Consider the following 13,546-nt stretch of genomic DNA (forward strand, 5'->3'; position numbering starts at 1 on the left):
ATGCAAAGCGGAATGCGACTATAATAAGAAATGCAAATTATAAATGGCTAGGATATGCAATCAAAAACGCTAGATAACAAATCAAAGTATTTGTTGATGGTGGAGGATACGGCTTCGGTCGCAGCGTTGTATCGCTCTTATCTGACACCGCTCGAAATTGATATCAACATTGTCGGCACAGGTCGCGATGCAATTGAGAGTTTGAATCATCGAATCCCAGATCTAATTTTGTTAGATCTACGTCTTCCTGATATGACGGGTATGGACGTACTATTTGCTGTAAAACAAAAATACCCTGAAGTCCCCGTTATCTTCATGACGGCTCATGGCTCGATCGATACCGCCGTAGAAGCCATGCGTCATGGTTCTCAAGATTTCCTTATTAAACCTTGTGAAGCCGACCGACTCCGTATTACGGTGAATAACGCGATACGCAAAGCCACTAAACTTAAGAACAGCTCTGAAAATCCGGGTAATCAAAACTACCAAGGATTCATCGGTAGTAGCCAAACCATGCAGCAGGTTTACCGAACCATCGATTCTGCCGCATCAAGTAAGGCGAGTATTTTTATCACAGGTGAAAGTGGTACCGGTAAAGAAGTATGTGCAGAAGCCATTCATGCAGCGAGTAAGCGTGGTGATAAGCCTTTCATTGCGATTAACTGCGCGGCTATCCCTAAAGATTTGATTGAAAGTGAGCTGTTTGGTCACGTCAAAGGTGCCTTTACGGGCGCAGCAACCGATCGCCAAGGTGCTGCTGAACTAGCAGATGGTGGAACCCTGTTCCTCGATGAGTTATGCGAAATGGATCTTGAATTGCAAACCAAGCTTCTGCGTTTCATTCAAACCGGCACCTTCCAAAAAGTCGGTTCTTCAAAAATGAAGAGCGTTGATGTGCGCTTTGTTTGCGCGACCAACCGTGACCCTTGGAAAGAAGTACAAGAAGGTCGCTTTAGAGAAGATTTATACTATCGTTTATACGTGATCCCTCTTCACTTGCCGCCACTGCGTGAGCGTGGAGAAGATGTCATCGAGATCGCATACTCGTTACTAGGCTACATGTCGGTTGAGGAAGGTAAGGCTTTCGTACGCTTTGCTCAGGAAGTGTTGGATCGCTTTAATCAATACGAGTGGCCGGGTAACGTTCGTCAGCTACAAAACGTTTTACGAAATGTGGTGGTATTGAATAATGGTAAAGAGATTACTCTGAACATGCTCCCACCTCCACTGAACCAGCCGATTGAGAATCGTCTGCGACTGAAAGAGAAGCAGAATGAAGACATCACTGTAAAAGATATTTTTCCATTGTGGATCACTGAGAAAACGGCAATCGAACAGGCCATAAAAGCGTGTGACGGTAATATCCCTCGCGCGGCTGGTTTCTTGGATGTCAGTCCATCAACGATTTACCGTAAATTGCAAACGTGGAATGCGAAGCCGTAATTACCAAACAATAAGAAAGAACGATGATGAAAGTATTAAATCAGCAAAAAGTTGATGAGCTTGCCGGTGAAATAGGGCAAGAGAATGTTCCGGTGTTGCTTGAGATCTTTTTAGGAGAATTGAAGGGATATTACGAGCACTTGGAGCTAAATAAAGATACCGATACTTCCAAGTATTTGGCCGATATCAGTCATGCATTGAAGAGCAGTGCTGCGAGTTTTGGTGCTGATTCTTTGTGTAGTTTCGCCATTAGTTTAGATGCAAAAGTTAAGCAAGCGTTGCCAGTGACAGAAGTGGATTTTAAAGATATGCAAGAACTTCTGTTATCAACGTACACGGAATATCAGCAGTTGATGACTGATCTCTAAAACGGTTGATGATGATATAAGTAGGTATTAAAAAAGGAGCATGACGCTCCTTTTTTTTACTGGCCTCTGTCGTTTATCCCAAGCTATAAGCTATAAGCTATAAGCTATGTGCATTAAGCTAGTTGAGCTCGAATCGCTTGTTGAAGCTTTAAACGGTCATGTCGCCAATCTCGGTTAGGGGAGGCAAGGTCGGTGGTTACGCAGTTCCAAAGTCCTTCAAGTTCAGGGTGCGGCGCATTACCCAGCACGATATCAATTTTTCTCGCTTTGCAGGTACGTTCACACCACTCCAACTGCTCTTGAAGTGTCATTTTCCCTGCAGGGCCATGTTCTGGCGAAAGGTTTTCGATGAAGATAACCTTAGCCTTGGTGTTCGCAGCAATGGCTTTCCCAATCTCAGGAAGGAGAAGAGGGGGCATAACACTGGTCAGGAAGCTGCCAGGGCCAAGAACGATGCAGTCGGCTTGTTCGACAGCTGCAACGGCTTCTTTGGTTGCAGGCACTTCTGGAGACAAGTCCATCATGCGCAGTTTTTCTGTCATGTCGTCAACATTGGTTTCACCCGTAACCCAGCGACCATCCATTGATAACGCTGTGAGATCGGAAGGGTGCTCTGTCATCGGGACGATATTGACGTCAACCTTGAGCATATTTCGAATTAGGTTAATTGCTTCTAGTGGGCGAACAGAGAGGTTGTCTAATGCTGTGAGCATCAGATTACCGAGGTTGTGGCCGTTCAGTTCACCTTGACCGCGAAAACGGTACTCAAACATCATCGAACTGATGGAAGGTTCGGTGATCAATTGGTTGATACAGTTACGAGTGTCTCCCCAAGCTATACCACCTTGACAGTCTCGAATTCGTCCGGTTGAACCACCGTTATCTGTTGTTGCGACAATGCCAGTCGCATTGCTACCAAAGTCTTTTAATGCAGCAAGCATACGACCTAAGCCATGGCCTCCACCGATTGCTACGACTTTCTTTGATGAATAAATGTTCATTTTTTGTTCTATTAAATTATTACTAACTATAATTTAGGTTAAATGCTTCTTGTCAGATACTTAACAAGAGTTAATTTGAGGGTTTGGTACATTTTTTTTGTTGATATGACCCGTTTTTGGTTATCAAAGCTAGATTCACGTACAAATATTAAGTATTTTATTACTCAGCTACTGTTCGTGTAAGTATAACGTGCAGTTGCCATAACTCCGAGCTCTTGCATGCTAAGTCGCACAGTGGTATTTGCTGTACCGATACGCATCAAGAGCCAGTGACATGTTGTCACAAGGGCTTAATTGGAAATGATTATGCCTCCCGTGTTTGGAAAGGTGTTCCGTGGCGCAACAATTCGAAGATAGATTCCATCGCAAGTTTTATTACTTGCGCTTGTCGGTTACAGACGTCTGTAACTTTAAATGTACTTACTGCTTGCCAGATGGTTATAAACCGTCAGGGCAGAAAAACTCGTCTTTTTTAAGTGTCCCCGAGATCAAACGCATTGTAAAAGCGTTTGCAGATTGTGGCACCTCAAAGATCCGCATTACAGGCGGAGAGCCGAGCCTGCGTAAAGACTTTCCTGAAATTATACATACTGTTGCCACTACTCCAGGCATCGAAAAGGTAGCCACCACAACCAACGGTTATCGCATGGAGAAACAAGTAGGGCAATGGCGTGATGCTGGTTTAACCCACATAAATGTCAGCGTGGATAGCTTAGATTCGCGCATGTTCCATCAGATCACTGGTGAGAATAAGTTTACTGAGGTTATGCGAGGTATTGATAAAGCGTTTGAAGTTGGCTTTGAACAAGTCAAAGTAAACGTCGTATTAATGAAAGACCTCAACAGTCAGGAATTACCAGCCTTCCTTAATTGGATCAAAGACAAACCTATTCAATTACGTTTTATCGAGCTGATGAAAACCGGCGAGATGGACGAGTTGTTTGATAAACACCATGTGTCTGGCGTTGCGATTCGCAACCAGCTTATTGCTAATGGTTGGCTGTTAAAAGTCAAAGCCGTTAATGATGGGCCGGCGCAAGTGTTTGTCCACCCTGACTACAAGGGTGAAATCGGTTTGATTATGCCTTACGAGAAAGACTTTTGTGAGAGTTGTAACCGACTGCGTGTATCTGCGACCGGTAAGCTTCATCTATGTCTGTTTGGCGACCACGGTGTTGAACTGAGAGATCTGATTCAAGAAGATCAACAAGAGCAAGAGCTTATTGATCGAATTCAGGCTCAGCTTCAAACCAAGTCCGTTAGCCACTTCTTGCATGATGGCAACAGCGGCATGACTCCAAACTTGGCGTCAATCGGCGGTTAACCCGCTATATACTCTAACGCATTTTATCGCTCAGCTTCTTTAGGCTAGGCGAATCAGTCTAGGGCGTGTTGCTCTTTCGAGCTGATTTTTGCAGCGAGTTGCTGGGTATTTATACAAGGCAGAGGCTTTGATGTGTAGCTAGCCTACATGAGAAGCCGATAACGTAGTAGAAATGACCAGCAAACGCTGCCCGAAGGGTTCGGCTAAAAGCGTTTTACTCTTTGTTGAGGGAGATTTGCTTAGAATGACTAGGCTACTTCCCCCTCGCCGCGATTAAAACGCTTTTATCTCGAACAAAATTTAATCACGAAAGGTCAACACGCCCTCATAATTGAAAATTTTATATAGGTGAACAAATGGGTCACGCAGAAAGCAAGTTTCAAGCTGCAAATATCGCAGTGTTAACCGTTTCAGATACGCGTACAGAAGAAAATGATACGTCAGGTGGTTATCTAGCTGAGCATGCTAAAGAAGCCGGCCACAACGTGGTTGATAAACAAATCGTTATCGACGATATGTACAAGATCCGTGCGATCGTATCTCAGTGGATTGCTGATGACAGCGTACAAGCGATCATGATTACTGGTGGTACGGGTTTTACGTCTCGAGACAGCACACCTGAAGCGCTTAAGCCTTTGTTCGATAAAGAAGTAGAGGGTTTTGGTGAGCTATTCCGTCAAGTGTCTTACGAAGAGATCGGTACATCGACAATTCAATCTCGTGCGATTGCGGGCTTTGCTAACCACACAGTAATCTTTGCAATGCCAGGTTCTACAGGTGCGTGTCGCACAGGTTGGACTAAGATCATCAAGCAACAGATGGATGCTAGCCATCGTCCTTGTAACTTTATGCCACACCTTTCTGTATAAGGCGGTTTTAGTATGAGCCAATTTACACACATTAACGCGTCTGGCGAAGCAAACATGGTCGATGTATCGGCTAAAGCGGAAACGGTACGCGAAGCAAGAGCGGAAGCTTACGTTCAAATGTCTGCTGAAACGCTAGAGCTGATTGTTTCTGGTAGCCACCATAAAGGTGATGTTTTCGCAACGGCACGCATTGCTGGTATCCAAGCGGCTAAGAAGACATGGGATCTGATTCCACTGTGTCATCCTTTGCTACTGACTAAAGTAGAAGTTCAGCTTGAAGCAATCAAATCTGAAAACAAGGTTCGTATCGAATCTGTCTGTAAGCTTGCTGGTAAGACAGGCGTAGAAATGGAAGCGCTGACCGCAGCTTCGGTCGCTGCGTTGACTATTTACGATATGTGTAAAGCTGTTCAGAAAGACATTGTTATCGAGAACGTACGCCTGTTAGAGAAGACAGGTGGTAAATCAGGTCACTTCAAGGTGGAATCATGATTACAGTACTCTTCTTTGCTCAAACTCGTGAACTGGTTGGTGTGGACAGCGTTGAAGTTGATGCACAGTTCAAGACGATTGAAGCGATTCGTAGCCATCTTGTAGAAAAAGAAGGGAAATGGGACATCGCATTGGAAGAGGGCAAGCTTCTCGCTGCGCTTAACCAATCCATCGTACCTTTGACTACGGAAGTGAAAGATGGCGATGAAGTCGCTTTTTTCCCGCCAGTAACGGGAGGCTAAGTATGAATGATTCTCGAGTTATAGATCTAAGAGTAGTAGTTACTGCAGATGATTTTTCTGTGGGTGACGAATACGATTATCTAGCTCAAGGCACAGCTGCAGGAGCGGTAGTGACGTTTGTCGGTAAAGTTCGGGACATGAATCTTGGCGACAATGTGATTGGTTTGTCTCTGGAGCATTACCCTGGCATGACAGAGAAGTCGCTGAGCGAGATTTGTGATCAAGCTGAAGCGCGCTGGCCTATTCAGAAGATGCGAGTGATTCACCGCGTTGGTGACCTAGATATCGGTGATCAGATAGTTTACGTTGGTGTATCCAGTGCGCATCGCAGTTCAGCCTTTGAAGCCTGTGAGTTTGTTATGGATTTCCTCAAAACCAAAGCGCCGTTTTGGAAAAAAGAACGTACTACCGAGGCGACTCGTTGGGTCGATTCTCGAGATTCAGATGCAAAAGCTGCGGAGCGTTGGGGAAAGTAAGCCTCTCAACATTGTGTTTGATCCAGAAGTAAACAGTAGAAAGCCGACGATTAACGTCGGTTTTTTTGTGGATACTATAAAGTTTTTGTATAAAAAACGTTGTCCTGATAAATAATTACTCGGCTAGATTGCATGTAAATTCAAGGGCTTATTTGGTCTGGATTGGTGCGTCGCTTTATCCGTTTTAGTGCAGAACACTATGCTATTTTGTTTAAAGTGATGACCCTCACAAATAGTGCAGTCTGTTTAGGTGATATGTGATATGCAATTAGATTTAATGTGGCATTAATGTTAATTTTCTGGCGGTGTTATAGGACAAGATGCTAAAAAAAAGTATCAATACAGATACATCAACACTAAAGGCTGTTTCTTAATAAAGTTACTCTGTGTAATTCACTACGCATTAGGTTTTTATTAGATATTTACACTGATATCATGAATATTTTGGGAAATTCTCCGATTTTTTGCGACATGTTAATAGCAAATTACTTCAATGGTTGATAGTGTGAGCCGCAATCTTTGTAAGGTTTTAGGTTTTAATGCTTAATATTTGAGCTAAATACATCTAAATCACTGCCTTTCAGTGAACCGAGCAAAGAAGTCATGGATGCAATACAAAAAACTTGGAGTTTATTAAATGTACAAGAATAAAATCACTCAAGCCCTTCTTCTAGGTGCAGGTCTGGCAGTGGCTGCCACTTCTACTCTTTCTATCGCTGCTGACGTTCCAGCAGGTACAGAACTAGCAAAAGTTCAGGAACTTGTTCGCGGTAACGGTACTGAAGTAGCAACGCTGGATCCGCACAAATCTCAAGGTGTTCCAGAGTCACACGTAATTCGTGACTTGCTAGAAGGGTTAGTAAACCAAGATGCTAATGGCAAGACTATCCCTGGTGTTGCTGAGACCTGGGAAACGACAGACAACCAAACGTACACATTTCACCTACGTAAAGACGCTAAATGGTCTAACGGCGATCCTGTAACAGCAAATGATTTCGTATACAGCTTCCAGCGCGCTGTTGATCCTGTAACCGCTTCTCCATATGCTTGGTACATGGAATACACCAAAATGGCGAACGCGAAAGACATCGTTGCAGGTAAGAAAGATAAGAGTGAACTAGGTGTTAAAGCTGTAGACGATTACACGTTAGAAGTTACGCTAGATACAGCTGTTCCATATTTCGTAATGATGATGGGCCACACAACAGTTAAGCCAGTACATAAGGCAACTGTTGAGAAGTTCGGTGATCAATGGACTAAACCAGAAAACTTTGTTGGCAATGGTGCATTTGTTCCAAATCAATGGGTAGTTAACGAGCGTCTTGAACTTGTTCGTAGCGAAAACTACTGGGATAACGAACACACAGTTCTTAATAAAGTAACGTTCCTGCCAATCGAAAACCAAGTTGCTGAAATGAACCGCTTCCTTTCTGGTGAGCTAGATTTCACATACGAAGTACCTAACGAACACTTTCGTCGTCTACAGAAAGAATACCCACAAGATGTAAACATCAAGGGTAACCTGTGTACTTACTACTACCAGTTTAACGCACAGAAAGCGCCTTTCAACGATGTACGTGTACGTAAAGCGATGTCTTACGCTATGGACCGCGATATCGTGACTAAAGCGATCCTTGGCCAAGGCCAAAAACCTGCGTATTTCCTGACTCCTGAAATTACTGCTGGTTTTGACCCAGTAACTCCAGAGTATGGTCAACTTTCTCAAAAAGAGCGTATCGCTGAAGCGAAGCGTCTTCTAGAAGAAGCTGGTTACACGAAGAGTAATCCTCTTGAGTTCAATCTCCTTTACAACACATCTGAAAACCATAAGAAGCTTGCAGTCGCAATCGCATCAATGTGGAAAAAAGAGCTTGGCATTGATGCGAAACTCGAAAACCAAGAGTGGAAATCATACTTAGACAGTAAAGATACTGGTAACTTTGACGTTGCTCGTGCAGGTTGGTGTGGTGACTACAATGAAGCATCTTCATTCCTAACATTGATGGTTAGTCAAAATACTACTGCTGGTCAGCACTACAAGAGTGCAGACTATGACAAGATTATCGATAAAGCACTGCACTCTACTTCAGAAGAAGAGCGCACTAAGCTATACATTGATGCAGAAAAATTGCTAGCTAAAGACATGCCAATTGCTCCTGTCTACCAGTACGTTACAACACGTCTAGTATCGCCTCAATTAGGTGGTTACCCAGAAGGTAACGCCGAAGATAAGATTTATTCAAAAGATCTTTATATCAAAGCAAAATAACCTCCTATAAAAAATAAAATATAACTAACTTAGACCTGTGTGCGTAAAGCGCACACGGTGTCTATTTGATTTTTAATTGTCACGGACTGAAAAGAGTGAGTTTATGCTTAAATTCATTATGAAAAGGATATTTGAAGCGATTCCAACCATGTTGGTGTTGATCACTATATCTTTCTTTCTCATGCGTTTCGCACCGGGTAACCCGTTTTCAAGCGAGCGTCCATTACCGCCAGAAGTTATGGCTAACATCGAAGCTAAATACGGCTTAGATAAACCTGTATTTGAACAGTACACCACGTACTTGACCAACATCCTTCAGGGTGATTTTGGTCCATCTTTTAAATACCAAGATTACACCGTAAATGAGCTGATCGCGGTTGCGCTTCCAGTATCTGCGAAGGTAGGTTTTGTAGCATTTATCTTTACCCTGATTATGGGGGTATCGGTCGGAACCATTGCCGCGCTTAAGCACAATACTTGGGTCGACTACACTATAATGTCGACCGCCATGCTCGGGGTGGTGATGCCATCCTTCGTGTTGGCACCAGCGCTTATTTACCTATTCTCTCTGCACTGGCATATTTTCCCTGCCGGCGGCTGGCACGGTGGTACGTACATGTATATCGTCCTACCCGTTATCGCGATGTCTCTTTTATATGTAGCAACCTTTGCTCGTATCACTCGAGGTAGCATGATTGAAACCCTTAACAGTAACTTTATCCGTACTGCTCGTGCTAAAGGTCTAAGCTACCGTTATATCGTTCTTAAACATGCGCTCAAACCAGCACTACTCCCTGTTGTTTCATACATGGGGCCAGCGTTCGTAGGTATCATCACAGGTTCAGTTGTTGTTGAAACCATCTTCGGCCTGCCGGGTATCGGTAAGCTGTTTGTTAACGCCGCGTTTAACCGTGATTATTCGTTAGTAATGGGTGTTACCATTTTGATTGGTTTCCTATTCATCTTGTTCAACGCAATCGTTGATATTTTACTAGCGCTTATTGACCCGAAAATTCGCTACTAGCAGGGACGCATGGTTATGTTGAAGAAAAAAGAAAACTTAGAAGCGATCGAAAAATTCTCTGAGAGTTTGGAAATTGAAGGTCGTAGCTTGTGGCAAGATGCGCGTATTCGTTTTATGCGTAACAAAGCTGCAATGGTCAGTTTGTTTATCCTTACTATCATGGTGCTATCGGTAATCTTCCTACCTATGCTAGCACAGCATGCTTATGATGATACTGACTGGTACGCAATGCATGCAGCGCCAAGCGCGGATCACTGGTTCGGTACTGACAGTTTAGGTCGTGACCTATACGTTCGTACGATGATCGGTGGCCGTATTTCTCTTATGGTTGGTGTGATGGGCGCATTCGTAGCGGTACTGATTGGTACGCTTTACGGTGCAGCTTCAGGCTTCATTGGCGGTCGCACTGACCGAGTGATGATGCGTATCCTGGAGATCTTATACGCGGTTCCTTTCATGTTCCTCGTGATCGTACTGGTGACGTTCTTTGGTCGTAATATCGTACTCATCTTTGTTGCTATCGGTGCGATTGCTTGGCTCGATATGGCGCGAATCGTACGTGGCCAAACGTTGAGTTTACGTAGTAAAGAATTCATTGAGGCTGCGCACGTATGTGGTGTCAGCAAATGGAAAATCATTACACGTCATATCGTACCGAACGTACTGGGTATTGTTGCGGTTTACTCAACGCTACTTATCCCGAGCATGATCCTTACAGAATCATTCTTATCTTTCCTTGGTCTTGGTGTTCAAGAGCCTATGACAAGCTGGGGCGCATTGCTTCAAGAAGGTTCGCAAACAATGGAAGTTGCAATCTGGCAACTGACATTCCCTGCGGCATTCATGGTAGTTACGCTGTTCTGCTTTAACTACGTAGGTGATGGTCTGCGCGACGCGCTTGATCCAAAAGACAGATAAAGAAATAGCAATTAAAAGCTATAAAAGATTAAGGAAGCAATAATGAGCTTATTAGATGTCAAAGATCTGCGCGTCGAATTTACCACGCAAGATGGTACGGTAACCGCAGTAAACGACCTGAACTTCTCACTCAACCAAGGCGAAACGCTGGGTATTGTTGGTGAGTCGGGTTCGGGTAAATCTCAAACGGTATTTGCACTGATGGGACTGCTGGCTAAGAACGGCATCATCTCAGGCAGTGCAAAGTTTGAAGGTAATGAGATTCTCAATCTACCTGAGAAAGCACTGAACAAAGTTCGCGCTGAACAGATCGCGATGATCTTCCAAGATCCAATGACGTCACTGAATCCTTACATGAAAGTAAGTGATCAGTTGATGGAAGTACTTATGCTGCATAAAGGCATGGGCAAAGCAGAAGCGTTTGAAGAATCAGTACGTATGCTGGAAGCGGTTAAAATCCCTGAGGCACGTAAACGTATTACCATGTATCCACACGAATTTTCTGGCGGTATGCGTCAGCGTGTGATGATTGCAATGGCTTTGCTATGTCGTCCAAAACTACTGATTGCTGATGAACCAACAACGGCACTGGATGTAACCATTCAAGCGCAAATCATGGAATTGCTGAACGAACTTAAAGATGAGTTCAATACAGCAATCATCATGATCACCCATGATTTGGGTGTGGTTGCCGGTTCTTGTGACAAAGTTCTAGTGATGTACGCTGGCCGTACCATGGAATATGGCACAGTCGATGAAATCTTCTATGAGCCTAGCCACCCTTATGCGGAAGGCCTGCTTAAAGCAATTCCTCGTTTGGATACCGAAGGTGAAATTCTACCGACGATTCCAGGTAACCCACCCAACTTACTTCGCCTGCCAACAGGTTGTCCTTACCAAGACCGTTGTCACCGTGTAATGGATCGTTGTAAGCAAGAAGCACCTATTTTGCAGCCATTTGCAAAAGATCGTCAGCGTGCTTGTTTTTCTGATTGGGAGACTTGGACAAAATGAGTAAAGAATTACTACTAGATATTAAAAACCTTAAAGTTCACTTTAGCATTGCGGCTAAGTCAGCTTGGCCTTGGGCGAAACCATCAAACCTTAAAGCGGTTGATGGTGTCGATGTTCACCTTTACGAAGGTGAGACTCTGGGTGTAGTTGGTGAGTCTGGCTGTGGTAAATCAACGTTTGCACGCGCTATTATCGGCTTGGTTGAAGCAACTGACGGTCAAGTAATGTGGTTAGGTCAAGACTTAACTAAGATGCAAGAAGTGAAGCGTCGTGAGACTCGTAAAGAAATTCAGATGATCTTCCAAGATCCGCTAGCGTCGCTTAACCCACGTATGTCAGTAGGCGACATCATTGCCGAGCCTCTACAAACTTTCTATCCAGAGCTTTCTAAACAGGAAGTGAAGGACAGAGTTAAAGAGATGATGGCAAAGGTTGGTCTACTTCCAAACGTAATCAACCGTTACCCACATGAATTCTCTGGTGGTCAGTGTCAGCGTATTGGTATTGCACGTGCGCTTATCTTGAAACCTAAGATGATCATCTGTGATGAGCCTGTTTCAGCACTTGATGTGTCTATCCAAGCTCAAGTCGTAAATCTTCTTATGGAACTACAGAAAGAGTTAGGTTTGTCTTTGGTATTCATCGCGCATGATTTGTCAGTGGTTAAACACATCTCTGACCGTGTATTGGTGATGTACTTAGGTAACGCGGTAGAGCTGGGTGAATCGGATGCTTTATTCGCTGACCCCAAGCACCCATACACCAAAGCCCTGATGTCTGCAGTTCCGATTCCAGATCCTCGCTTAGAGCGCAGCAAAACTATCCAGATGTTGGAAGGTGATTTACCCTCGCCAATCAACCCGCCATCGGGTTGTGTGTTCCGTACACGCTGCCCACAAGCAACCGAGATCTGCGCACAAACCAAGCCAACCATTCAAGGTAATGACGTACACGCAGTCTCTTGCTTGCATGTACAAGTCTAGAATCTATTGATATCGGTTCAGCCTGTGACAGGCTTAAGCGCAACTTGTTTATGAGTTGCGCTTTTTTTGTACCTAAACAAACCTTCTTCAAATAATTCGAACAACTAAGCCAACTTATTCTAGTTTTGAAAAAATGGGCCTTTTTTATACTAGAGAAAAGATTTGCAAGGCAGAGGTTTAGATATGGGTAAGTTAGTTGAAGGTGTTTGGCACGATGTGTGGTACGACACCAAAGAAAGCGGCGGTAAGTTCGTTCGTGAAGACGCAGGCTTTCGTTACTGGGTCGAGAATAAGCCGGACGCACAATTTCAGCCAGAAAGCGGCCGTTATCATTTATATGTATCATTAGCTTGCCCTTGGGCACACCGAACTCTGATCTTCCGTGAGCTGAAAGGCCTAACTGATCATATTGATGTGACGGTAGTCTGCCCGGACATGATGAGCGAAGGTTGGCAAATGGGGTTACCGGAACCTCTTTTCGGCCACACTCGTATGCACCAAATCTACACCCAAGCCAAACCGGACTATTCAGGAAGAGTAACAGTACCTGTTTTATGGGATAAGAAAACCAACACTATCGTGAGTAACGAGTCGTCTGAAATCATCCGAATGTTTAACTCAGAATTTAACGAGTTAACAGGCAACACGGATGATTACTATCCGCGGGAATTGGCGAGCAAGATTGATGAGTGGAACGATTATATCTATCCGAATATTAATAATGGCGTTTATCGCACCGGCTTTGCGACAACACAAGAAGCTTATGAAGAAGCGTATGACGCCTTATTTGAAGCGTTAGATAAAGTTGATGCTCATCTTAGCGAACACCGTTATCTGGCGGGTAATAAGATTACAGAAGCGGATTGGAGATTATTTACCACTTTAGTTCGATTCGACGCAGTGTATGTGGGTCACTTCAAGTGTAACAAGCAGCGAATAGCGGACTACGCTAATATTCAGGGCTACCTGAAAGAGCTGTTTCAGGTCGAAGGTATTAAAGAAACAACTGATTTTTACCACATCAAACGTCACTATTATTACAGCCACACAGGTATTAACCCAACTCAAGTTGTGCCGAAAGGGCCTGCACTTGATTTAGAATCAGCCCATGGACGAGGTTAGA

General features: G+C 44.0%; 14 protein-coding genes and 1 riboswitch. Of the genes, 13 read left to right on the forward strand and 1 reads right to left on the reverse strand.

Annotation, left to right across the window (positions count from 1 at the left end; genetic code table 11):
* Nucleotides 1-54 precede the first annotated feature (54 nt).
* Together luxO and luxU are read left to right on the forward strand one after the other, a co-directional pair.
* On the forward strand, nt 55-1,443 hold the full coding sequence (luxO, locus tag WR49_RS00390; RefSeq protein WP_017056505.1) for a quorum-sensing sigma-54 dependent transcriptional regulator LuxO: 1,389 nt from the start codon (nt 55-57) through the stop codon (nt 1,441-1,443).
* 23 nt (nt 1,444-1,466) lie between these two features.
* Nucleotides 1,467-1,811, forward strand: coding sequence for a quorum-sensing phosphorelay protein LuxU (gene luxU, locus WR49_RS00395; protein ID WP_017056506.1), 345 nt, complete (start codon nt 1,467-1,469; stop codon nt 1,809-1,811).
* A gap of 113 nt (nt 1,812-1,924) precedes the next feature.
* Here the strand turns inward: luxU and WR49_RS00400 are convergent, their stop codons facing one another.
* Nucleotides 1,925-2,812, reverse strand: coding sequence for a YvcK family protein (locus WR49_RS00400; protein WP_017056507.1), 888 nt, complete (start codon nt 2,810-2,812; stop codon nt 1,925-1,927).
* 193 nt (nt 2,813-3,005) lie between these two features.
* Nucleotides 3,006-3,158: riboswitch (molybdenum cofactor riboswitch) on the forward strand.
* On the opposite strand from WR49_RS00400, the gene moaA reads away from it, so the two are divergent.
* The 11 genes from moaA (at nt 3,147) to WR49_RS00455 (ending at nt 13,545) form a co-directional block, all read left to right on the forward strand.
* Nucleotides 3,147-4,136, forward strand: coding sequence for a GTP 3',8-cyclase MoaA (gene moaA / locus WR49_RS00405; protein ID WP_017056508.1), 990 nt, complete (start codon nt 3,147-3,149; stop codon nt 4,134-4,136). Its footprint overlaps the riboswitch before it by 12 nt.
* 356 nt (nt 4,137-4,492) lie before the next feature.
* Entirely contained in the window at nt 4,493-5,005 is a 513-nt protein-coding gene (gene moaB / locus WR49_RS00410; protein WP_010437177.1) for a molybdenum cofactor biosynthesis protein B, read from the forward strand.
* Nucleotides 5,006-5,017: 12 nt separating this feature from the next.
* Nucleotides 5,018-5,497 carry a cyclic pyranopterin monophosphate synthase MoaC gene (gene moaC, locus WR49_RS00415; RefSeq protein WP_017054953.1) on the forward strand — a complete coding sequence of 160 codons (480 nt, stop codon included), beginning with the start codon at nt 5,018-5,020 and terminating at the stop codon, nt 5,495-5,497.
* Entirely contained in the window at nt 5,494-5,739 is a 246-nt protein-coding gene (moaD, locus tag WR49_RS00420) for a molybdopterin synthase sulfur carrier subunit (RefSeq protein ID WP_017054954.1), read from the forward strand. The genes moaC and moaD overlap by 4 nt, the downstream gene beginning before the upstream one ends.
* Before the next feature lie 2 nt (nt 5,740-5,741).
* The gene (gene moaE, locus WR49_RS00425; protein ID WP_046222691.1) at nt 5,742-6,215 is read left to right on the forward strand and encodes a molybdopterin synthase catalytic subunit MoaE; all 474 of its coding nucleotides are present in this window, start codon (nt 5,742-5,744) and stop codon (nt 6,213-6,215) included.
* A gap of 637 nt (nt 6,216-6,852) precedes the next feature.
* Nucleotides 6,853-8,484: an ABC transporter substrate-binding protein gene (locus WR49_RS00430; RefSeq protein WP_046222692.1), complete on the forward strand. Its 1,632-nt coding sequence runs from the start codon at nt 6,853-6,855 to the stop codon at nt 8,482-8,484.
* Between the two features lie 103 nt (nt 8,485-8,587).
* Entirely contained in the window at nt 8,588-9,508 is a 921-nt protein-coding gene (gene oppB, locus WR49_RS00435) for an oligopeptide ABC transporter permease OppB (RefSeq protein ID WP_017078103.1), read from the forward strand.
* A 15-nt stretch (nt 9,509-9,523) separates the two neighbouring features.
* Nucleotides 9,524-10,426 carry an oligopeptide ABC transporter permease OppC gene (oppC, locus tag WR49_RS00440; RefSeq protein ID WP_017088567.1) on the forward strand — a complete coding sequence of 301 codons (903 nt, stop codon included), beginning with the start codon at nt 9,524-9,526 and terminating at the stop codon, nt 10,424-10,426.
* Nucleotides 10,427-10,468: 42 nt separating this feature from the next.
* On the forward strand, nt 10,469-11,440 hold the full coding sequence (locus WR49_RS00445) for an ABC transporter ATP-binding protein (protein WP_004734020.1): 972 nt from the start codon (nt 10,469-10,471) through the stop codon (nt 11,438-11,440).
* Nucleotides 11,437-12,423, forward strand: coding sequence for a murein tripeptide/oligopeptide ABC transporter ATP binding protein OppF (gene oppF, locus WR49_RS00450; protein ID WP_046222693.1), 987 nt, complete (start codon nt 11,437-11,439; stop codon nt 12,421-12,423). The genes WR49_RS00445 and oppF overlap by 4 nt, the downstream gene beginning before the upstream one ends.
* Before the next feature lie 183 nt (nt 12,424-12,606).
* Nucleotides 12,607-13,545, forward strand: coding sequence for a glutathione S-transferase family protein (locus tag WR49_RS00455; protein ID WP_046222694.1), 939 nt, complete (start codon nt 12,607-12,609; stop codon nt 13,543-13,545).
* Nucleotide 13,546: the final 1 nt, after the last annotated feature.

Origin of the sequence: Vibrio sp. ECSMB14106, from assembly GCF_000972265.1 — a bacterium.
Lineage (GTDB): Bacteria > Pseudomonadota > Gammaproteobacteria > Enterobacterales > Vibrionaceae > Vibrio > Vibrio kanaloae.